The organism is Alistipes senegalensis JC50, from assembly GCF_025145645.1.
Lineage (GTDB): Bacteria > Bacteroidota > Bacteroidia > Bacteroidales > Rikenellaceae > Alistipes > Alistipes senegalensis.
This window is the reverse complement of the sequence record NZ_CP102252.1, coordinates 758,244-780,345: the sequence shown is the minus strand read 5'-3', so window position 1 is coordinate 780,345 and position 22,102 is coordinate 758,244. Positions and strand designations below refer to the sequence as shown.

At 55.0% G+C, this 22,102-nt stretch carries 16 protein-coding genes and 1 tRNA gene; 3 read left to right on the top strand and 14 right to left on the bottom strand.

The window, feature by feature from the left end; translation table 11 throughout:
- Nucleotides 1-2 precede the first annotated feature (2 nt).
- A complete protein-coding gene (locus NQ519_RS03035; protein WP_147513131.1) occupies nucleotides 3-1,805 on the bottom strand; it encodes a fimbrillin family protein in 1,803 nt (600 codons plus the stop codon).
- Nucleotides 1,806-2,052: 247 nt separating this feature from the next.
- Complete coding sequence (locus NQ519_RS03030) at nucleotides 2,053-4,209, bottom strand: S9 family peptidase (RefSeq protein ID WP_019149539.1); 2,157 nt, start codon at nucleotides 4,207-4,209, stop codon at nucleotides 2,053-2,055.
- A 48-nt stretch (nucleotides 4,210-4,257) separates the two neighbouring features.
- Between NQ519_RS03030 and NQ519_RS03025 the strand changes: the two genes are divergently transcribed.
- Nucleotides 4,258-4,866, top strand: a complete 609-nt coding sequence (locus NQ519_RS03025) for an NUDIX hydrolase (RefSeq protein WP_019149540.1) — start codon at nucleotides 4,258-4,260, stop codon at nucleotides 4,864-4,866.
- Between the two features lie 117 nt (nucleotides 4,867-4,983).
- On the opposite strand, the gene NQ519_RS03020 is transcribed toward NQ519_RS03025, so the two are convergent.
- Together NQ519_RS03020 and NQ519_RS03015 are read right to left on the bottom strand one after the other, a co-directional pair.
- The gene (locus NQ519_RS03020; protein WP_019149541.1) at nucleotides 4,984-6,357 is read right to left on the bottom strand and encodes a DUF5723 family protein; all 1,374 of its coding nucleotides are present in this window, start codon (nucleotides 6,355-6,357) and stop codon (nucleotides 4,984-4,986) included.
- Between the two features lie 13 nt (nucleotides 6,358-6,370).
- Nucleotides 6,371-7,321: a hypothetical protein gene (locus NQ519_RS03015; protein ID WP_019149542.1), complete on the bottom strand. Its 951-nt coding sequence runs from the start codon at nucleotides 7,319-7,321 to the stop codon at nucleotides 6,371-6,373.
- Between the two features lie 158 nt (nucleotides 7,322-7,479).
- On the opposite strand from NQ519_RS03015, the gene uvrC reads away from it, so the two are divergent.
- Both uvrC and NQ519_RS03005 read left to right on the top strand, forming a co-directional pair.
- A complete protein-coding gene (gene uvrC, locus NQ519_RS03010; RefSeq protein ID WP_019149543.1) occupies nucleotides 7,480-9,303 on the top strand; it encodes an excinuclease ABC subunit UvrC in 1,824 nt (607 codons plus the stop codon).
- 71 nt (nucleotides 9,304-9,374) lie between these two features.
- A tRNA-Leu gene (locus tag NQ519_RS03005) sits at nucleotides 9,375-9,458 on the top strand.
- Between the two features lie 222 nt (nucleotides 9,459-9,680).
- Here NQ519_RS03005 and NQ519_RS03000 read toward each other — a convergent pair.
- From NQ519_RS03000 to NQ519_RS02955, 10 genes are all read right to left on the bottom strand, one after another.
- Nucleotides 9,681-10,958, bottom strand: a complete 1,278-nt coding sequence (locus tag NQ519_RS03000; RefSeq protein ID WP_083870898.1) for an OmpA family protein — start codon at nucleotides 10,956-10,958, stop codon at nucleotides 9,681-9,683.
- 73 nt (nucleotides 10,959-11,031) lie between these two features.
- Nucleotides 11,032-12,831, bottom strand: coding sequence for a coiled-coil domain-containing protein (locus NQ519_RS02995; RefSeq protein WP_019149545.1), 1,800 nt, complete (start codon nucleotides 12,829-12,831; stop codon nucleotides 11,032-11,034).
- Nucleotides 12,832-13,106: 275 nt separating this feature from the next.
- Entirely contained in the window at nucleotides 13,107-13,286 is a 180-nt protein-coding gene (locus NQ519_RS02990) for a hypothetical protein (protein ID WP_019149546.1), read from the bottom strand.
- 52 nt (nucleotides 13,287-13,338) lie between these two features.
- Nucleotides 13,339-13,857 carry a hypothetical protein gene (locus NQ519_RS02985; RefSeq protein WP_147513132.1) on the bottom strand — a complete coding sequence of 173 codons (519 nt, stop codon included), beginning with the start codon at nucleotides 13,855-13,857 and terminating at the stop codon, nucleotides 13,339-13,341.
- A 291-nt stretch (nucleotides 13,858-14,148) separates the two neighbouring features.
- Complete coding sequence (locus tag NQ519_RS02980) at nucleotides 14,149-16,818, bottom strand: hybrid sensor histidine kinase/response regulator transcription factor (RefSeq protein WP_019149548.1); 2,670 nt, start codon at nucleotides 16,816-16,818, stop codon at nucleotides 14,149-14,151.
- Between the two features lie 253 nt (nucleotides 16,819-17,071).
- Nucleotides 17,072-18,646, bottom strand: coding sequence for a tetratricopeptide repeat protein (locus NQ519_RS02975; protein ID WP_019149549.1), 1,575 nt, complete (start codon nucleotides 18,644-18,646; stop codon nucleotides 17,072-17,074).
- Between the two features lie 39 nt (nucleotides 18,647-18,685).
- On the bottom strand, nucleotides 18,686-19,456 hold the full coding sequence (locus tag NQ519_RS02970; RefSeq protein WP_019149550.1) for a hypothetical protein: 771 nt from the start codon (nucleotides 19,454-19,456) through the stop codon (nucleotides 18,686-18,688).
- An 18-nt stretch (nucleotides 19,457-19,474) separates the two neighbouring features.
- On the bottom strand, nucleotides 19,475-20,545 hold the full coding sequence (locus NQ519_RS02965; protein WP_227901036.1) for a relaxase/mobilization nuclease domain-containing protein: 1,071 nt from the start codon (nucleotides 20,543-20,545) through the stop codon (nucleotides 19,475-19,477).
- Nucleotides 20,535-20,903: a MobC family plasmid mobilization relaxosome protein gene (locus NQ519_RS02960; RefSeq protein WP_227901037.1), complete on the bottom strand. Its 369-nt coding sequence runs from the start codon at nucleotides 20,901-20,903 to the stop codon at nucleotides 20,535-20,537. Before NQ519_RS02960 ends, NQ519_RS02965 begins: the two co-directional genes overlap by 11 nt.
- A 101-nt stretch (nucleotides 20,904-21,004) precedes the next feature.
- On the bottom strand, nucleotides 21,005-22,027 hold the full coding sequence (locus NQ519_RS02955) for a toprim domain-containing protein (RefSeq protein ID WP_044118576.1): 1,023 nt from the start codon (nucleotides 22,025-22,027) through the stop codon (nucleotides 21,005-21,007).
- Between the last annotated feature and the right edge of the window lie 75 nt (nucleotides 22,028-22,102).

The window sequence follows — 22,102 nt, the reverse complement described above, 5'->3', positions numbered from 1 at the left end:
GGTTATTCGTTGGCGATGGATACTTTGATATTGTCGAGGTAGAGCCACGAATTGGCATTGGCAGCCCATGCACTTCCTGTAGAATTTACCTCCCAGGACAAACGATGCAGATTGGTGCAATTCTCGATAGTGTATGTTTTTTCTTTCGGTATAGAATTGAAATTTGAGTCGAGCGGAAGGTCGTCGAAGACCGTGGCACCACTGATATACCAATTTTGCTTACTGTCCGATTTGCTGTCTATCTTGCCTTGCGTAGTTGTATATCCGTATGCGGCGATCGGACTGTAACTATCGTTACCACCACGGCCACCGCCATAGTTGAATGATATTTTTACCGTAGGGGTTTTGTCTGGTTTTATGCCATTGAGCGGAGCCGAATCCAAACGTCCGTGGTATCGGGAAACGCCAAAGGCATTTTGCGAACGGCAGCAGACACGAATTGATCCTTCATTTCCTTCACCTTTTTCCTGAACTCCGGTGCGAGCTCCAGTCCAGCCAATGAGCCCGTATTGAGAAAGATCAGAGGCCGTAGTAGTTCCGTCAATCGTAGTCCCGTATTCAGCATTGTCATGGTCGCTGTAGCCTGTTATGTTGTTAAAATCCTCCTCCATCAGATAAGGTACGCTCAAGGTTGCGATGGTGTTCGTGCCTCCTGCCATCAGTTCCGGGATGACGAACGAACCGCCGCTGAGCAGGGCGTTTTCCGATTCGTAGCTGACGGCGACGGACTGACCCGCGAGGGCTTCGGGAAATTCGTCGAACACGAAGTCGAAATTGCCGGCCGTCTCCACCGGGAAGGTGAGCACGTTGGACCCCCCCCCGCTCAGATCGACACCTTCGGCGGCGGTCAGCGTGAAGCTGGTGATATTTTCACCGAGGGTGCTCTTGCCGGTGTCGGGCAGGCTGACGCGCAGGGTGGTGGGGCCGACGGGCGGAATGCTGTAAGAGATCGGGGTGGTGTGCCCCTCTGCGAAATGCTTCCCGGGGAACGTCTTCGGCCGCGATTCGCGGGTGGTGCCCGTGGCCGTGATGGTCACCTCCTGCTCCGACGTGAGTTCCACCGGCGCGATGACGGCATAGACCGTATCGCCGGGCTTCTTCGGAGTGTCGAAGCTGAGTGTCAGGATGTTGCTGCCGTCGGTCAGCTGCGGTGCGGCGGCGGGATCGGCGGCGTCCACCGTCAGGGTGCCCGCGACGGGTTCGGGGAAGGTCAGCGTGATCTTCGAAATCTCTTCGCCGAGGTCGTTCGACGGAATGCGGATCATTAGCACGTGGACCTTGTGATCGAATTCGAGGTTCACCATCTCGCTGTTGTCGCCCTGTTGCAGGGCCGTGCCTTCGACCGGGGCCGCGACCATGATGTCGCAGTCGCCGCTGAACGTGCCGTCCTGCTCGGCGGGAATCCGGTAGCTGGCCTTCAGACCCTCGGCCGAGACGGGTTCGGGCGATACGGCATAGTAGACGTAGGTGTCCTCCGGCATCTCCGGGACGGTGGCCGTGAATTTGGCCGTATTGTACTCCGCATTGTAGTGCCAGAGCTTGAAAACCTGCCGGTCGATCGTCGTCTGCGCCTGGGAGTTGACGGCCCAGAGCACGATCCGGTCGTTGTCGGCCCACCGGACCGATTCGCCGTCTTCGTCCAGTTCGGTGCGGGTCTGCGCCCCGGTCCGAATCCCGATCTTCGGGCCCGAGCCTATCGAAACTTCGATGGTACCTGCTGCGGGTTTCGTGTCTGCTGCGGGAGTCTCGGAGCATGACGCGAACACCAGAGGCAGCGCAAGCAAGGTTGTCCAGATTCGTCGCATAGCGTAAGTTCTTTTACCTGAATGTCTGCAAAAATAGGTACACGCCCGGTTTAGTGGAAATAAATTCAATGAACACCCGGTTTTTCATCACGAAAAGCCCTGTTTCCGGAAATTTTTCCGGAAGGATCGTATCCCTGAAAAGCCGTTCCGCCGGGGCGGCGTGCGTATGTGCGGGGGCTCTCCGACTCCGGCGCGCAAAAAAGGCCGCCCGGGAGTCGGACGGCCTGAATTGCAGGGTTCGGGCTTGTCATTTCACGTATTTGTCGAGCCAGCCGAAGAACTCGCGGTTCCAGACCAGCGAGTTCTGGGGTTTGAAGACCTGATGCGCCTCGTTCTCGAACTCCACGAGCCGTGCCGGGATGCCCCGCATGCGGGCTGCCGTGAAGGCTTCGAGCGACTGGGTGTAGGGGATGCGGAAATCCTTCTCGCCGGTGAAGATCAGGATCGGGGTGTCCCATTTCGTCACGAACTTGTGCGGCGAATTGGCGTAGGAGCGCTGCGCCGTGGCGTTCTTCGCGTCCCAGTAGGGGCCTCCGAAGTCGTTGTTGACGAAGAACAGCTCTTCGGTCTCGCCGTACATCGAGTCGAAATCGAAGATGCCGCAGTGGGCGATGAAGGCTTTGAAACGCTTCTCGTGACATCCGGCGAGGAAGTAGACCGAGTAGCCGCCGTACGATGCCCCCACGCAGCCCATGCGTTCGCGGTCGGCCCACGGTTCGCGGGCCACGTCGTCGATGGCCGAGAGGTAGTCGCGGATGTTCTGTCCCGAGTAGTCGCCCGAGATCTGGTCGAGCCACTCCTGTCCGAACGAGGGCAGGCCGCGGCGGTTGGGAGCCACGACGACATAGCCCTGCGCGGCCATCAGCTGGAAGTTCCAACGGTAGCTCCAGAACTGCGAGACGACGCTCTGCGGACCGCCCTGGCAGTAGAGCAGCACGGGGTATTTCTTCGAGGCGTCGAAGTCGGGCGGCAGGATGACCCACGCGAGCATCTGTTGGCCGTCGGTGGTCTTCACCCAGCGTTTCTGCACCTCGCCCATCCGGATGTTGTCGTAAACGGGTTTGTTAAGGGCCGACACCTGCGTCAGCGTGCCGTCCGCCGGGTTCACGTCGAAGAACTCCGTGGCCATCGAGATCGTGCACATCTCGGCGGCGATCCGGCCCGAGGCCATCGTGAAGGCGTTGATGTCGTGGTCGCCGCGGGTGACGACCTCCACTTCGCCGACCGACGGCTCGATGCGGCAGATCTGGTGCGTGGCCTCGATCGGGGTGATGAACCAGAGACGGTCGTTGCCCTCCCAGACGATGTTCATGGCGTTGTAGTCGAAATCTTCCGTCAGGTCCTGCATCTCTCCCGACGCGCAGTCGTAGAGGAAGAGCCGCGCCTTGTCCGACTCGTTGCCCGGACGGCGCTGCGAGAGGAAGGCGATCTTCGAATCGTCGGGCGACCAGACGGGATATTTGTCGTAGCCGACCATCTCGGCCAGGTCGAGGCTGGCTTCACCCTGACATTCGGATTTGCCCGTAAGCGGTTTGCAGATGTTCTTCGTTTCGCCCGACGCGAGGTCGTAGACGAAAATGTCCGAATCGGTCGATACGGCGTATTCGGTGCCCGTGAGCGGTTTGCAGGTGTAGGCCAGCTTGTCGCCGGCGTTGCTCCAGGCTATTTCGGCCATGTCGAAATAGGGGGCCAGCGGGGCGTCCCACTGTGCGTCGGGCATGATGTCCTTGCCGCCCGTCACGAGCCCCTTGCCCAGCTCGCCGACGAAGATGTGGCGGTATTCGCCCTCGTCCCAGTAGTCCCAGTGGCGGGCCATCAGGTCGTCGTAGATGCGGGCTTTCGACTTGTCCATGTCCTCGTAGATGTCCGACGAGCGGCGGTCGGCCGTCCGCACGGTCTGCACCCACCAGATGTGCTTCCCGTCGGGGCTCACGCCGAAGCCCTCCACGTCGGGAACGCCCTCGTAGTCGCCGTCGCCCGTGATCTGCGTCGCGTCGCCGCCCGAGGCGTTCATCCGCCACACCTGCATCGAACCGCCGCGGTCCGAAAGGAAGTAGATGTGCTGCCCGTCGGCGCTCCATTGCGGCGAGAGATTATTCGACGTGAAGTCCGTCAGGCATGTCACGGCCTTCGAATCCATCTCCTCGACCCGGATCGTCGTCACGCCGCGGTTCTCGGCCATGTTGTAGTCGGTCTGCTGGTAGAGGAGCCGCTTTCCGTCGGGCGAGAGCGACGAACCGCCCGCGCGGCTCATCTTCCACATCACCTCGGGGGTGAGGCGTCCGGCGGCGATCTCTTCGGCCGTCAGCGCATTGTCGATCTTCAGGGGCTCCGGGCGTTTTTCGCATCCGCCCGCTCCCGCAGCTGCAATAGCCATCATCAGGATAAGTTTTTTCATTTTCATTGAGGTTCCCTTATTTATTCTTAATTTTGTCGTCAAATCTTTTCGAACATGAACCGTACCGTCTATTTCGCCGACAAGGCCGTGTTATTCACGGCCGAGACCCCCGGAGGGGCGTGGTACGCCGTTTCAGCGGACGCTGGGGACGGCTTATCACGGGACAAGATACTGAATTTTCTCGAATCGCACAATAGCGTGGCCGTCGTGGCGGCCGATCCCGACGTGGCGTTCGCGGCGTTCGCGGCGGAGTTCACGCCCGTCGAGGCGGCGGGCGGCGTCGTGGTGAACGGCTGCGGGGAGTGGCTGATGATTCACCGCAACGGCCGCTGGGACCTGCCCAAAGGGCATCTGGAGTGCGGCGAGCGCATCGAGGAGTGCGCCGCGCGCGAGGTCTGCGAGGAGACCGGCGTGGCGGCCGAGGTCGTGCGTCCGCTGTGCGAGACGCTGCACGCCTATTATTTCCCGAAAACCGCGCGCTGGGAGTTGAAACGCACCCGCTGGTATGAACTTTTCACCCCGGCCTGCGCCGCCCTGAAACCCCAGACCGAAGAGGGGATCGACGCCGTGGCGTGGTGCTCCCCGGAGGAGGCCGCGGCGCATGCCGCCGCATGTTATCCGACCGTCAGGACGGTGCTCGCCTGCCTGAGAGGCGGGATTTAGGGGGCGGCCGACGCTTACGGCGCTGTACTCCCGGTTCTGCGCCTGCATGCAGAGACAAAGAAACACCCCGGAAACCTGCGAGACGGTTCCGGGGCGTTTTTCGTTGCGGAGCGGGGCTCAGCGTTTGTCCTGCTCCCGGACATAGGCTGAGATGCGGTGGCTGCGCTTGCCGATGGGCACGCCCAGTCCGAGGGTCACGTTCATCGTGCTCTGCTTGACGGGTATCCACTGCGGCGTGTGCTTGCTGACCAGCATGTCGGTGGTGATGAAGAAGTTGATCCAGCTCGGACAGAGGTTCAGGGCCAGTCCCACGGCGCCGCCGCGGTTGTCGATCACCGAGTAGCTGCCCGTGAGCGTGAACCAGCGGACAGGGTGGAAATTGACCGATCCGGTGATGTTGTGCAGGGTTTTGTACTCCCAGAAGCGGGCCGTGTAGAGCAGGCCGATGCCGACTTTGTGGCGCCACACCTCGTATTCCAGACCGGCGTTGATCGACGCGCGTAGCATTTTCGATGCGCTCTTGCCGTCGGTCGGGTTGAATTTCAGCATCTCGAAGTCGAAATCCGGCGCGGGCTCCGTACCGTCGTCCGGCACCGTTACGCCCGTGAATTCGGTCTCCTGCGTCGAGGTTCCCGAGATGGAGTTCTTTTTGCTCCAGCTGATGAAGCCCAGGTCGTTCACGGCCAGCGACGCTTGCAGGTTGGGCAGAATGTCGTACGTGGCGCCCAGGTCTACGGCGAATCCGTAGCCGGCGGGTTTGGTGGGGTTGATGTCGATGTCGCCGATCTCGAAGATGTCGCCCTCCGCAGGCATGTCGATCTCGGCTCCGGCGGCCGTGACATCGATCGTACCCTGGGTGCTGACAGCCCAGCGGTCGTGCTGGAGCGATACGTCGAAGCGGTCGTAGATCATCTTCGCCCGGGCCAGTCCGGCGAGGAACTTGCCCCGCACGCCGACATAGAGCCGGTCGTCCATCAGCGGGAACGAGTAGCTGAACGCGGCTTCGAGGTAGGCGTCCATCGAGGTTCCGAAGTTCCGGATCTGCCCCTCCTTGCCGAGCTTGATGAACTCGAAGAGCGAGTAGGGCAGGTTGGCGTCCTCGTTGACCCGCACGTTGAGGTCGAACGACCAGAAATTCTTGTGGTTCTTGGTGAAGGCGCCGAATCCGATGACGTTCATGCGGAAATCGAGTCCCAGCAGGTTGTCGGTTTTGAGGTTTCCCAGCGCTTCGGCGGCCGATACGGAGCTGTCGAGCAGCGTCACCAGCCTGCCGTCGCGCGGATAGAGGAAGTTGTCGAGGGCCATGTTGCCGGCCATGTTGACCTGCACGCCGCCCAGTACGGGGATGTTCACGTAGCCGCGCAGCGGCGCGAAGGCGGGGTTGAACTGCGGCCGGAAGGTCGAACCCTCCATGAAGTAGGCCGAAGGATTCTGCGCAGCGGCGCCGGTCGCAAGGAGCGCCGCCGCGATGAGGATGTATGGTTTTTTCATGCGATGGTGCTGTTTAGATGTCGAGTTTCAGACCTCCGTGCTTGATGAGGTGCAGTTTGATTTCGATCTGGGGCTTGTCGGTTTCGAAGCTCCTGCCCGGATAGTATTTTTCGAGCGTCACGGGAATGTTGATCGCGGCGTTGTCGATCAGCTGCCGCAGGCTCTCGGCATAAAGGCGGGTGTCTTCGGACTCCTCGATCTCGTTGATCTCCTTCGTGGCGTCCACCGTGACGTCGAATTTCAGGAACGGGGCGGCCGCGGTTTTGAATTCCGGTTCGAGATACAGCGATACGGGCAGTCTGCTGACGATCTCCCCGGCGAGGTAGAGCGAGTTTTTGGAACTGCCGGACCCTTCGGGATCGAGGTTGTCGGCGATCATGTCGATTACGTCGTCGCTGATGTCCACGCGTCCGATGTTGTAGTCGATCGGTTCCACGCTGAGATCCTCCGTCAGATAGCTGTCGAACTGCGATTTGACCACTTCGAGCACTTCGCGTTTGGCCGTGCGGACCGCCGTCCGGAACGCCTCCTTGAACTGCGTTTCGTACTGATCTTCCGCCGGAATCCCGAGTGCGCCGGCGATTTTATGGCGGTAATCGGTCCACATCATGTCGGTCATCACATCGAGTTTGGCTGCGCTCGACTGCATTTCTGCGACGAGGGCGTCGAAAAGCTCGTCGGTGTAGGAATTCCGGGAGAGCAGGACGAGATCGACGAAATCGGCGTTCCCGGGCAGCTTCGAGGGAAGCCATTTGTCGGCTTTCTCGCAGAGCTCCAGGATGTTGAGATCGCCGTTGGCGATGTCTTCCAGGGTGACGAGCACCCGGGCCAGCGGAACCTCGAATTTCGAATCGTCGCCGCCGATGGCGATGTTGTCGGTATCGACGTTTTCGAGATCGTAGTCCTTGTCGATGCACGCGGTGAGGAGTGCGCCGGCCAGAATCGGTAGAAAAAGTTTTCTCATAGGCTTGGATTACGTTGAAAATGATGGTGGCACAAATATAAGACGTTCCGACGAATAAAACAAAATACCGGACTTTTTTCGGTATGTTCCGGCTTTCCCTGCCGGCGAAAACCTCCGGCGGGGAATTTTGCCGAAAAATTGCTACATTTGCCGAACGTATGGGCGGAACCGAGAACAACAGCCTTCGGGAGCAGGTCGCCCTGCTGCCGCTGTCGCCGGGCGTCTACCAGTTTCTGGACCGCTCGGGGACGATCATCTACGTGGGCAAGGCCAAGAGCCTGCGCAAACGGGTGTCGTCCTATTTCGTGCAGTCGAAGGAGCACAGCCCCAAGGTGCGCGTGCTGGTGAAGCAGATCGCCGCGATCCGCCATATCGTCGTGGGCAGCGAAACGGACGCCCTGCTGCTCGAAAATTCGCTGATAAAGACCCTCCAGCCGCGTTACAACATCCTGCTGAAGGATGACAAGACCTATCCGTGGATCGTGGTCCGCCGGGAGCATTTCCCCCGCGTGCAGTCCACGCGGACCCTCACGCGCGACGGGTCGCAGTATTTCGGACCCTACGGTTCGGTGATGATGCAGCACAGCGTGCTCGATTTCATCCGCGAGGTGGTGCCGCTGCGCACCTGCAAACTCAACCTCGACCCCGGGGCGATCGCCCGGGGCAAATACACGGTCTGCCTGCAATACCACCTCGGGAACTGCAAGGGGCCCTGCGTCGGACGGCAGTCCGAGGAGGAGTACGGACGGCTGCTGGAGATGGTCGTTTCGGTGCTGAAAGGCGACCTGCGGCCCGTGCGGCAATACCTCGAGGGGGAGATGGCGCGGGCTGCCGCGGAGCTGAAATTCGAACTGGCCCAGCGTTACAAGCAGCGGCTCGACGCGCTCGACAACTATGCGGGCAAGTCGGTGATCGTCAGTGCGAAGATCGTCGATGTCGATGTCTTTTCGCTGCTGCCGGACGACGACGTGGCGTGGTGCAACTTCGTGCGCATCCGCCACGGCTCGATCGTGGGCGTCTCGACGGTGAAGCTCTCGACGGGCGTCGGGGGCGACGAACGCGACATGCTGACGCTGGCCATTCAGCACATCGTCGAACACATCGCCGGGGGCGGACTGGCCCGCGAGGTGATCGTGCCGTTCCTGCCCTCGACGACCCTGCTGTTCGACGGCGTGACCTTCACGGTGCCGAAGCGCGGCGAGAAGCTCGAACTGCTGGAGTTTTCGCAGAAGAGCGCCCGCATCTACCGCGCCGAACAGCTGAAAAACCTGGAGATCAAGAATCCCGAACGCTATGCCGACCGGCTGATGAACGCCATGCAGAAGGAGCTGCGCCTCGACCGGCAGCCGCGGCACATCGAGTGCTTCGACAACTCCAACCTGCAAGGGAGCCATCCGGTGGCTTCGTGCGTGGTTTTCCGCGACGGGAAACCCTCGCGCAAGGAGTACCGCCACTTCAACATCAAGACCGTGGAGGGCCCCGACGACTACGCGTCGATGCGCGAGGTGGTCTTCCGGCGCTATACGCGCCTGATGGCCGAGGGGGCCGAGCTGCCCGACCTCATCATCGCCGACGGCGGAAAGGGGCAGATGGGGGTGATCCACGAGGTGCTGGAACGCCTCGGGCTGGACATACCCATCGCCGGACTGGCCAAGGACGACCGTCACCGCACGGCCGAACTGCTCTGCGGATTCCCGCCCCTGCTGGTCGGCATCCGTCCCACTTCGCCGCTTTTCCACTTCCTGTCGCAGATTCAGGAGGAGGTGCACCGCTTCGCTATCGCATTCCACCGCCAGAAACGCAGCAAGGCATTTATCCACAGCGAGCTGGAGCAGATCGAGGGGATCGGCGACAAGACGGTCCAGACCCTTCTGCGCCATTTTCGCACGGTGGAGAAGGTCCGCGCAGCCAATATCGAGGAGCTTTCGGCATTGGTGGGGCCTGCGAAAGCGAAAAAAATCAAGGCTTTCTTCGAAAAATAGGGCGATTTTTTGAAATTTCGTGAAAATCGCGTATCTTTGCCCTCCCGATTCGCCGCGCGATGCGGTTGTTTGCCCGGATGGCGGAATCGGTAGACGCGTTGGTCTCAAACACCAATGACAGCAATGTCGTGCCGGTTCGACCCCGGCTCCGGGTACAGGAAAAACTGCCTAATTCATTGATTTCAATGAATTAGGCAGTTTGTAATAGAGGGATTTTCCCCATATATTCCCCACGCGTGAGGGTGATGTTAAATAATCACTTGCTCCGAGATAGCAGGAGCAAGTGATTTCTCGTTTATGAATACTGATTATTTTCGGAAGCCATACATTTTCATACACTTCCGCATTTTACGATGATTTCAGAGCAATAGTCTTGTTTATCGTAAAACTTCCACGCGTCGGGCCTTGAGCGAATAGGCTTCGCCGCCAGAGAGAGACGAATCAATGCCCATCCCCTTAACCGTCTTGATACGTTCGGGAGCGATTCCCTTGTCGATCAGGTAGTCGCGCAGGGCTTCAGCGCGCTGCTGGGTCAGTCGCTTGTTGATCTGCTCCGTACCGCTGTGGTCGGCATATCCATAGATGCGTACCGGGGTGTCGGGAACTTCGTTCAGCAGGCGGACCATGGCGTCGAGTTCTTCGGCGTAGGTCTTCGTGTCGATTTCGGCGCTGCCGCGAACGAAATGGATAGTCGGCATATAGTACCATACGGCCTTTTCCACCGGCGTTTCTACGGTGCGTTCCTGCATCACCACGTGTGGCTCCATCTTCACCACGACCGTGTCAATGATGCGTCCGCGGTCTTTCGGGGGAGCGGCATAGCGAGGTGCGTACATCAGGTGATCCTTCTTCTTGTGGCGTGCGCCGATCTTCCACACTACACCTACCGAGAAATGCATCATGAAATTTTGATTGTCGCGAGGACGATAGGTGGCGATGCCGTCAAATACGTTCTGGTGTATCCAGTTGATGCCGTAACGGGCTTGCAGGTCAATGGCACGACCTGTTTTCCAACGCAGCATGGCTTCACCTCCAAGGCTGACTGTCAGCGGATTGAAGTGCTCCACGGCGAAATGGTGGCCTCCGTTTCGGGTGAATATGTCGGGGTAGAATTTCTGGAAGTAGATTCCCGGGCTTACGGATACAGTCCATCGGCGTTTTCCAACGGGTACGGGCCGAATCAGGTTGTTGAGATTGATGTCGGCATGGAGTGTGAAGTTGATGCTCCGCACTTTGCTGTAAAGGTCCTTGTATTGCATGCTTCCGGACAGCGGTGACGGGCGGTAATCTCCCCAGCCGTAGGGATCGAGCCAATAATCCTGTTCGAAATCCTTGGCTCCGGTTTTGCCCTGAGCATAGCCTAAATTGGCGCGCAGGCCGATTACCGGCGTGAACTGGTAGCCTCCTTGCAGATCGGCCATGATACCCCAGTAGAGTTTGTCATAGGAGTTGCTCTGGAAATCTCCTGCGAAGAACGGCAGTCCGATGTTTGCACCGAAACTCCATCTTGCATATTGGTTGTAGTGTTCCCACCGTGTCGGTTGCTGTTCCGTGCTCTTTCTGGTCGGGAGCTCCTCGGCCCGGATATTTCCGCCCCAGAACGTCACGGTGCACAACATGGCAGATAGGAACATCCGTGCGATCAGTTTACTCATTGTTCCTTGTTTTTAACGTTAGAAAAAGTGCGGGGAGTTGTGGGTATCTCTCCCCGCACATCATCGTTTTTTGTTAGTTGTTGACGATTACGACGTCGGCGAAGTCGGTCATGGCCGAATTACCCTTGGCGTCCGAAATCTTCACTGCCAGCTGTACTTTGATCGGCGTAGGAATAGTTGCGGTATTGAAACTGCTCCAAAGGGTTGCGAGGTCGGTATATCCCATTGCAATTTTCAGCACATTATTCTCTGTACCGGCGGTAACGGTTGCTGTTCCGAAGGGAGAAGTCACAATGGCGCGGGTATTCACCGAATTGGCGATCACCTCAACCGTATAACCCTTTGAGGCGTCGAGGATGTCGGCGATAATGTTCGTGTTGGCGCTGGTCACGTAGAGTTCCTCTTCCAGTTTGGCTGATTCGTACGTACCACCGGTCTTCTTTGCCGAGAGCGTCAGTTTGCCGTCACTGTAGGCGGGAATCCACCGAACGGCCTGGATGCGGTTCTTGATGGCTTCGATATCGGTTTCCACGGTCTCCATGCGGCCTTCGAGCGCCGTAATTTTGCTGTCCATGGCGGGAAGGGTCGTGTTGTTGATCGTGTCGATCAACGTTTGCAGGGCCTGGTCGGCAGCCTTATAATCCGATTCGAGTTGTGCGATGGCGGTATCCATAGCAGTCTGGGTTACCTTGTCGGATACTGCATCGGTGATCGCCTGCGTCAATTCGGTCTTCATCGCTTGCATGTCGGCCTTGATCGTGTTGATTTCGACTTTCAGCGCTTCGATTTCCGCCTTATTGGCCGTGATACCGTCCTTATTGGCGTCGATCAGCACTTTCAGGGCAGCCTCTTTGGCGGCGAGATCTATGGTGAGCTGGTTTACGCGTGTGGTTAGGGCGTCCAGCGCGGTCTGCGAGGCGAGGCCTGCGATCTGAGCCGTCAGGTTGGCTACGGCGGTTTCGAGAGTGCCTACCTTGCCGTCCAGCGTAGCGAGCTTGCCGGTCAGCGTGTTGACATCGGCGATCACTGCGGTGAGTTGCGTCGCCATTGCGGCGAGTTTGCCGTCCACCGTCGTTTTATAGTCGTTCCAAGCCGTGGTCATTTCGCTCTTGAAGTCGTCGATGCGTGCGTTGAGTGCATTCTGTGTGTTGGTGATGAGTGCCGTGAGCGAGGTCTCCTGCGTTCCGAGTGCCGTCGTCAGGTCATCGATGCGCTGGCCGAGTGCTACGTCGGCGGCTTCGAATTCCGCTTTGAGGTTGTTACAAAGCGTTTCGAGTGCTGTGATCTTGCCTTCAGCCGTGTTGATGCGGGTCTTCAAAGCTTCCACATCGGCTGCGGTCGCCGTTTGGCTGTTTTTCAGATCCTCCAGTTTCCCTTCGGCCAAAGTTTTCCACGCCTTCAAATCAATGATGGCTTGTTCTGCCGAGGTCAGACGACCATCGAGTGCCGTGATTTTCAATTCGGCATCGTCGATGCGTGCGTTGATAGCCGTAATCTTGTTGTTCACCTCCTGGAAATCGAGCTGAACCGCAGCTTTGAATGTGGTTAGATCGGTTTGCAGGGCCGAGATGTTGTTTTTGGCGGTTTCGAGTGCGGTTTCGAGTGCCGTCAGGCGGGCCTTGGCAGCATCGAATTCGGCCTTCATCTCCTGTTTGATCAGATTATCGGCATTTTTGTAAGCAATCTCCATCTGTTCGATGGTGTTGTTTACCAGCACCTGGTATGCATCGATGGTGGCGCGAAGTTCCTTTTCGTTGTTTTCGATCATTTCGCGGTGAATGCGCAGATCATCGTCGTAATCTTTCGTGCACGAGGTGAATCCCATCATACCGCAGAGTGCGATGACGATGGCATAGGAAAGTTTTCTTTTCATGATTGAATCTGTTTTAATGGGTTTGTAGTGTTTTTATTTTTTTCGTTTGTTGATTGTCGGACGACTGGAGGAGAACAAGCTGCGAAGTCGTTGCCAGCATGTCGGTCGGGGTACCTTGTTTGTCGAGATGTGCAAGGGACGTCCCTCTTCCTGTTCGCGGCGTTCAACTTCCTGATAGAAATCAGCCAACATTCGTTGCACTTCCTCACTGGTCATTTTTTTCGGTTTAGGAGGGTCTGTGTTCATGGGGCCTCGGTTTTAGAAATAATCTGGGATTATCCCCTTTTTCCGGAGGCAAGCGAAATTTTGCGAAATTCTTTCAGGATTTTCTCCAGTTCAAGACTCGCCTTGCGGGCGCGCCTGCCGGCGGCTTTGTTTCCGGTGTCGTTTTGTCGTTGTCCGTCAGCGAGCAGAGCCTCGCTCCGCTCCCGGATGTTTTGCAGCATCATTTTCATAGGCATTGTGGTTTAGCGGTTGTGTGTATTCACGAAGTCGTATTTTGGCAATTTACTCGGTGGCAAGTGTTACGTTTCCTTTATAATAGAAGACCAAAGAACGTTTTTCGGGGTCGGTGAGTTTACAGCGGATCTCAAATTGAGTGTGGTCCTTATTCAGACTTTTGATATACAGGATGTCGCCTGCCACTCCAAAATCGGGGTCATCGCCTCCCCAACCTTCCAATATTGTGATTCCGTTTGTTTGGGCTTCAATATTCCAATACCATCCCTTATAATCCTGAACTGCCAGTAGAGGGTCTACCTTCGTAAGGTCCAGACTCACCCCGTCGTGTTGCATGGAACATTGCAGACACAACTCCATCGTGTTGTCTTCTGCCGGAAGTATATGAATGTCGTAATTACCTTTGTTCAGTTCATCTTTAGCGACAGAGACAGTAAAATTGGAGTAGTTCTTCCCGGAAAGTACGAAACGGTTGGTCTCCGGTTCGGGATTATCGTTGTCTTTCTCGCATGAAGCCAGTGTGCACAAGGCTCCACAAAGAAGTAATAAAGAAAAAAGTTTTTTCATAGGAATTTGAATTTGGGTTAATTATGTACCGCGGCGTTTCTATTGTTTTTCGTTCTGTTTGCAAAGTTCGCAGAACAGGGCTGCCGGTGTTAATAATCTTGACGTTGATTTTTATACTGGGGACGCGATTTACTTGGTTGTGATTTGAATTTCCTGCGCACGATTATTTCTAAATTTCTATAAATTAGTGATATGCGTGATTTGTCGGGTGCAAAAAGCATAGGAGGAGTACGAATATGAAAAAGCCGCTCCCCGGGAACGGGAAGCGGCCTGAATTCATCGGTCAAAGGGTTATTTTCGGTTCCGTTTGCGGTATTCCATAGGGGTCATCCCGAAATGTTGCTTGAAAATCCGGTTGAAATAGCTCTGATATTCAAAACCGCAACGGATAACAATATCGCCGATGGCGTTGTCGGATGAGACGAGCAGATTGCGGGCGAATTGCAGCCGTGCTTGTCGGATATATGTTGCTGTATCCATGTCCGTGATGCTTTTGACCTTGCGGTTGAGTTGCGAACGGCTCATGCAGATTTTATTTGCAATGGTCTCGGAGTTGAACGTCGGATCGGCCATCTCTGAGTAGATGATTTGGTGCAGACGTGTCATGAACTCCCGATTCGCTTCGGGTAGCTCTTGAGGGGGCATGTTTCCTACTTGCATCTGCCGTGCATATTTTTCACGCAGGATGCGTCGCTGTTCCAGCAGTTTCCGGATCTGTAACTGAAGTTCTTCTGTATTGAACGGTTTGACCAAATAGGCGTCGGCGCCCGTCGCCAGACCGGCGAGACGATCCGGCTCATCGCTTCGGGCCGAAATAATGATGATGGGGATATGGTTGAGAGTTTCTGAATTTCGGATGGCACGGCATAGTTCATAGCCATCCATCTCGGGCATCATGACGTCGGTGAGGATGAGGTCCGGCATGTAGGCTTCGGCTTTCGCCAGCGCTTCACGGCCGTTACGAGCCAGAAGCAGGTGGTAATCGCTCCTGAGTTCGCTGCTGATGTAGCTGGCAACATCGGAATTGTCCTCCGCGATCAGAATCGTATTCTTCTGTTTATTGTCGGAGTTTGTCACAGAATTGTTTTCCGGTATTTCATCGACGATGGAACCCGATTTTTCAGGGGAATTGTTTCCCGGGATCCATTCGCTTAGAAATCCTTTGCCATGATGCAATGGCAACCGCACGATGAATGACGAGCCTTGTCCCTCGATACTGAATACTTCGATTGTACCTCCCATCGCCTCGGTCATCTGGCGCACCATCGACAGCCCGATGCCCGTGCCGAGATATGCTTCGGGATTGTTCCCTTGGTAAAAAGGTTCGAAAATGTATGGCAGGTCTTCCTGGCTAATTCCCATGCCTGAGTCTGCAATGGTGATGGCGGCCTGTCCTTTGTTTGCTGTGACGGTTATGAGAATTTTGCCGCCTTGAGACGTGAACTTCACCGCATTGATCAGCAGGTTGCGTAGAATTTTCTGCATGTAATCCGGGATGAAATCCATTTTAAGCGAGGACAGAGTCGGTGCAAACTCGATCTCGATGAGTTTCTGTTCTGAACAAATGCGGATATTCTCCAGTATCAGATGCAACAGAGCTATGATATCACCCGTATGCCACTCCGGGGTAGTTATGGCGGAACGTATTTGGGCGATACCCAACAGTTGGTTGATCAGTTCCAGCAAGGTGTTGCTTTGCCTGATGATGACCTGCATATCCTTGTTGCAGGCCTTGTCGCTGCTTGCTGCCATCTGACGTTCGGCCAGGCCGAGGATGACAGTTAACGGTGTGCGGAATTCGTGCGTGATGTTCGTGAAAAAATTTTGCTGCATGGCGGCCATACGCCGTGTGGTCTGTTGTGAACGGATCTTCATGCGCAGGGCGTAGACCAGAACTCCGAGTATCATGAACGTCAGCAATATGACAATACCCGATGTAATGGTTACTTGTCGTCTGCTGCGTATTTGTCGTTCGTTCTGTTCATTCAATTCGGCGATTTCGCGTGCTTTCTTATCGCGCTCGTAACGTATTTGGGTTTCATAAACCATGCTTTCGTTTTGGTCTGTCAGTAGACTGTCGCGGTATTGATGGCTGAGTTTGAGTTCATGCAGTGCATTGCGGCATATCCCTAATCGTTCGTAATATTCTGAGCGAAGCAGATGGAGTTCTTCCAAATGGCCGAATGAGTGTATTTCACGTGCTGTGATCAATGCTTCGTCGAGAATTTTTTTTGCCTTAGGAAGATTCCCGCGTCGAAAATGGAGGCTGGCCAGGGCTGTACACGATTTGAGCAAATTCCATTTGTCGGGAATTGCTTTCAGCAGCCGGTAAGAGATGTTGTATTCGCCGAATGCCTGTTCATAGTCGCCACGGCACTCGTGAATCTGACCGAAATGAGTGTGGCATAATGCGATGCCGAGTTTAGATCGTGCCCGTTCATTGTGCTCGAGAGAGCGGGTGAAGCATAGGTAGGCAGAGTCGTATTGTTGACGGTATTTATAGATGCTACCTAAATTGGCCCAGTTGATCGCCTGCCCTAATTCATTACCCATTTCGGTCTCGATCTTCAGTGCCCGACGGAAATAATGTTCGGCTTCATTACGGTTGTCGAGTGCTTTATAAATGTTGCCGAGACCATTCAATGCATAGACATAATTCTTGCGGTTTTGGCGCGGTTCGTTGCCAGTATATTGTTCGGCTATATGTAAGGCCAGATAATGGGAATCTGCTGCTTCGGAGAGCATTCCCATTCGTCGCAGATCTGTACCGATATTGTTGTAGGCATCAGCAATCTCGAGCGTGTCGGCCAGTTCTATTGCCAATCTTAAGCCTCGGTTATGAATGGCTAATGCTTCGGAGAAACGTGATTTTTCGCGGTAGCGTTTCCCCAGTTCCCGGCATACGAAAATAAGTCCGATATGGTTTTGTTCGCGGGAGAACTTTTCCAGCCATATTTCCATTGAATCAAGGTTGCGATTGGCGCGCACGAGGCTGTCTATGCATGCGCGTTCTGCGAAAGATTGTGCTGGGGAGGAATGATTGGTACAAGAAACTTGAATTATGCCAAGAAACAGTAGGACGAATATCGTTTTACGTGAAACTCGGGGTAAGGAAAACATAATAGGAAGGGGTTATTTTTCACATTTACAAATATAGCGATTCCCCCCCCCTGACAAAAAATGTAAATTGAAAATCGACTGTATCTACGAGAAATTACGTATCTGTTGGTGTCTTTGAACTTTGATTTGTGTCGATTAACCCGACTTGCATGGCATAACGCATTAGTTCGACCGTATTGTTAATACCCGTTTTACGGAAGATATTGGTTTTGTGCGTGTCGACCGTACGCTGGGATATGCCGAGCCGGTCTGCGATTTCTTTTGTTTGTAAACCTTCGCAACATAAGTGAATGATTGTTCGTTCACGCGGGGTGAAATGTATTTGTGGTACAGTTATCTCTTTTGCGATAGTTTCGATTTCGTTATGGATTGCGCTGTTGGAGTGCAGCGGCAATAATGCAAGCAGTCGCTCTTTTAACTTGAGAGTTTGTTGGAGCATGGCATTGTGGCGTTGGCGGAGGACCAATAATCGCCCGATGACGGTTAATGCTATAATACAAAGAATAATGATTATGATTAGGACGATTAGCATGTTTTTTCTGTGCTGGATTTCATTTTGTTGTATGGCGATGCGGTGCTCCTTTTCTGCCAATTCGTATTTTGCCTGGAAATTGCTGAGTTGCCGGGCTGTCTGTTCGGAAAAGATTGTATCGGCCAGTGTCGTATAGAGCTCCAGATGCCGCAATGCCGCAGAGCGGTCGGTTGTGCGCAAAGCGCGCCATAGGCCGTACTGCGCTTTACTTTCGATGAAGCGGTTGCCGTTTTGCGCACAGAGACGAACGCTGCGGTGGAAATAATCTGCGGCTTCGGCATTGCGGCCTTTGTGCAGAGCGATGTTCCCGAGCTGGTTGCAACAGACCGCTTGAGAGTGGATATTCCCATTTCGTTCGAATACGGACACTGCTTCTTGTAGAAGTTCCTGAGCTTCATCGTCGCGTTGTAGTGCTGATAAAACGGCGGCCAGTTGTGACTGACGAATTGCCGTCTTTATTTGGCGCCCTCCTGCACGGTCGAGAGCGAGCGCTTCGGTGGCGTAGGGTAAGGCCTCCTTTGGACGTTGGGATTTCAGAAGAATGTCCGATGCCATGCCCAGACGAATAGCAAGTATTGCCGGCCTGTTGAGCGTTCGTTCTATGGCGATGGCTTCGAGTATATACTTTTCGGCTGTTTTGGGTTGTTCGGTCGCCAGATAGAGGGCTGCCAGGTTATTGAGTGAAGAACTCAGCCGTTCCGCATCGCCTAAACGTTTGTCAATCCAGTAACAAGCCTCCTGCCAAGGCAGGGCCCGCCCGAAATCGCCTCGTCGCTGAAGACTGGCGCTTAATAGGTTTAAGCAATCTGATAAAAGAATATCATCGCCCGATTCACGGCAGAGTGGCAGCGCTTCCTCGGCCCAGATTGTAGCCGCTTTATAGTCCTCGGTGTCGAAAGCGTATTCTGCCATCCAATACGTTATAAGTGCCTCTATTTCCCGATGCCGGTTCCGGGCGGAGAATTGATAAAGTGAGTCGGTCAGGCCGAGGTTGTAAAATTCCTCGAAAAGTTGGTTGGCAGTAGCAGTCCGTTCGGAACCGTTCGTGTGACGGAAAACGGAATAAAGGGAATCGATCGTTTGTGCCGAAAGCGTCGAAACGTACAATAGAAAGTAAATTGTATATAAATATTTCATATTTAATATAAAACAATGACAAATATACAATAAAGATGATTATTGTTTTAATTTAATAGCCTCTTCGAGCAGTTTTTGGGCTTTGCGCTCCTTAACGGTCGCCCGCTCTAATTGCTTGGCCCGCCGCCTTACGGCTTCCTCGTACCGCTCGACTTGGTTTCGGACAGTATCGCGTATGGCCGTGTGCTGCTCATCCCAAAATATGGTTTCCAACTCCGTCAGCTCCTTTTCGCCGATTTTCCCGCACATCTTCACGTAACGGTATTTCAGGTCGTTCACGGCCAACAGCCGATTATTCTTCGAGATTCGGTAGATGAATGCAGCTTGCAGGAAAATACCACCCAGCATGACGAACATCGTCAGAAATGTTTTCGAGGATTTAAGATCGAGCGTATAAGTATGGCGGTGTTCCTGCAGGGGCAGGTTTTCGGGCTTTGCCGCTGTTTCGACGGCTTGCCCGACTTGCTCGATCAATGTATGCGTCTGCCTGTTCTCTTTGTCGATCACCTCCAATTTCCCAGCCAACTGTGCCAGCAGTGTGTTGTATCTGTCGGTAAATTCTCGTACCTGCTCGGTTTTTATTCCGGGCAAGGCCGTATGCCGTTGCAGGTGTTCGAGCAGCTGTGCAATCTGTCTCTGCGAAAGTTCCGCGGCCTCTATCAGCCGCTCGATCCGTTCGGTTTGTGCATTGTCTGAATGTATACTGCCGTCGGTTTTTCCCGTCTTGGCGTTTTTAATGGCTTTGACAAGTGTTTCCTTGAGGTCTTCGTACATTTCGATCGAGAGGTCGATCTTATTTTCGTTGTTCATGGTTTTCCGGTTTTAAGGTTATATTTTCATTTTGGCTCTTCTTTTCTGTTCTTCCATCCTGCGTCGGTGTTCCATCGCAGCTATTGCCATCGCCTCGGCTGCAGCGTTGAGCAGCGCCGTGATTCGTGCGATATGCTCTTCGGGGCTTTCTCCCGGCTTGCGCTGTAACTGCTCGGCGGACACTCCGACGGGCGAACCGGCCGGCGGCAGCGGAATCCCGCCTGCCTTTCCAAGATTTACCGAAGGCAGTTCTTCGCGCGTGCCGCCGCTACCCATACCGCCGAACAAACCTGCAAATGCCGAACGGTAATTGCCTGCCGCCGCCGAGAGGTTCCCGAAGAGCGTGGCCCGGTGTTGGGTCTGCTGTTGAATATGGTTGAACCGGTTGTCGAGTTTCGTAAAGTTGAAAGCCCGGTCGATCTTCGAGCCGGAGAACTCGAAGCCGTTTTTCGAGAACAAAACCCCTTGTTTGCGGTCGGTCGAACCGCAATACTTGTATCGCACGCTGATGCCCTGTTCTTTTAATTTACCTTCCAACTCGTTCCAGTTCTTGCACTTGGGAAGACTGCCTTTGATTGCATCGTAGATTTCGTATTTGGTCTTGTCGGGTTCGCGCAGCCGCTCCCGCCGTACGTCGTCCTTTCCCGGTGCGAGATACAATCCGTACTTCTCGGTCAGCTCCCGGCAGACCTTGGCGTTTCGAATCTTGATGTTCTTGTCCGAAATGGTCTGCCCGTTGTTCCCGACCCGGTTGTAGACCAGATGGCAGTGCGGATGGGGCTGGTCGAGATGGCGCACCAATAGGTATTGCGTATTGGTGATGCCCATCTTCTGCATGTACTCCTTTGCAATCTGCGTCATCAGGGCGTCGGTCATCCGCGGAGCGTCCTTGGGTGAGAAAGACAGCGAGATATGCCCGACGGTGTTTTTCAGCCGCGGGTTCAATAAGGTCTGGTCTTTGAAGTCCTGCACCATGTCCTTCACTTCCGGAGGCATAATTCCTTCGGCTTCCAAGATCCGGGATTCTTCTTTCATCACGTAGCCTACCGTCCCCGAAAAAGACGATCCCGATATTACCTTACCGACCATCGCATATCTGTTTCAGGAGTTTTTCGATGGCCGTGACGATCGCCGCATGCCGTACCCTGACAGCCGCCAGACCTTTGGCATTGGCCAGCCGGGTCAGTTGGTTCAGGTTGCGGGCAATGCCTTTGAGTTGGGCCATGAAATCCAGTTGTTCGCGGGTGATCCGTGCTCTTACCGTTCCTCGGTCGATCAGCTGGTGCAGGACTTCGGCAGGCGGTTGTCCTGCTTCGCGGCAGAGGGCCGAAAAGCGGAGTTTCCGTTCGGGGCTGAGCCGCGTGCTGACGACGTATTTGCGGATGCGGCCGATGCCGACTTTCGGGCGTCCGCCCTGTTTGCCGTATGTTTTTTTCGGTGTTTCCATGATAAGTGGTTTGTAAGCATTTTTTTTCAGACCAGCGGGATTTTACGCCGGCCAGCGGGGAAGGCGGAGTTTTCGTCTACGAAAACACAACCTTGCCTTTCTTAAATCTTTACCCCTTTCCGACGCGGTGGTTCAATTTCCGCCGTTTCCGCTTTCAGGGCTTGCAGATTATTCCGAAGAGTCTGAACGGCCTTTGTTTCGGGGGCGTTCTTCTGTGTCGAAGGCTTTTGTGTTCGGTCTTTTATGCGGGCGGTCAGATAGTCATTTACGTCCTTGTGCCCGTTGTAAAAATGCCTTTGGTCGATGACCTCGCTGCGGGGGCAAAGACGGATCAGATCGGCAGTTGCCTTGCGTCCTGCCTCGTCATTGTCGAAGAAGGCGTGAATCACCGGATGCCGGGAGATAAACGGAACGGCTTTGGGCAGGTTGACGACCGAGTTCAGAACTGTGGCGTCGATGCGCAGTCGTTCGGGATATTTCAGCGAAAGATAAGCGAGAAAATCCATAAATCCCTCGAAAGCGATTACCGTGTCGGAACGGTTGTCGATGGTGGTGATATGTTTGGGCGAGGAGCCGCCTTTGAACCGTGCGGAGCGGAGCTCCCACCCTCCGGCATCGTTGCGGAACCCGACGGCGAAAAAGGCGCGGCCGTTTACCTCGTAGCGGACCTCGCGGCAGAATGCCGCGGCGACCGGCGGGACGATGCCGCGCGAGGCGAGATAACCGACCAATGCCGGATGCCGGAGCGAAGCGTCGGAGAGGATGCGGAACGCGGGAAGGGTGGCCGGACGCAAGACCGGCAAGGGACCTCCGGCAGCTGGACGCTCGCCAACACCCGGTGAAAGAGAAACGGAACCGGCGTCCCTTTTTTCACCGTTTTGCAGCCGTCGGACGGCTTCACGGCTGTCGCACCGCTCCAACCGCATCACGAGGGTGAGCAATGTGCCGCCCTCTCCCAATCCGAAGTCGTACCAGAGATTTTGCACGTAGTCCACTTTGAAACTCGGTGTACGCTCTTCACGCAAAGGGGAAAGATACATGCCGTAGCCGTTGCGTTCGTATTTGGGCTGAATACCTCGTTGGGAGAGGAATTGCCGGATGCCGATATTTTTCAGATCATTCATAATTTTTGTTTTTCGAAGTTTGCCGATATTGCCTTACTACCTACTACATTTGCGTAATCGTTTGATAAATAATTC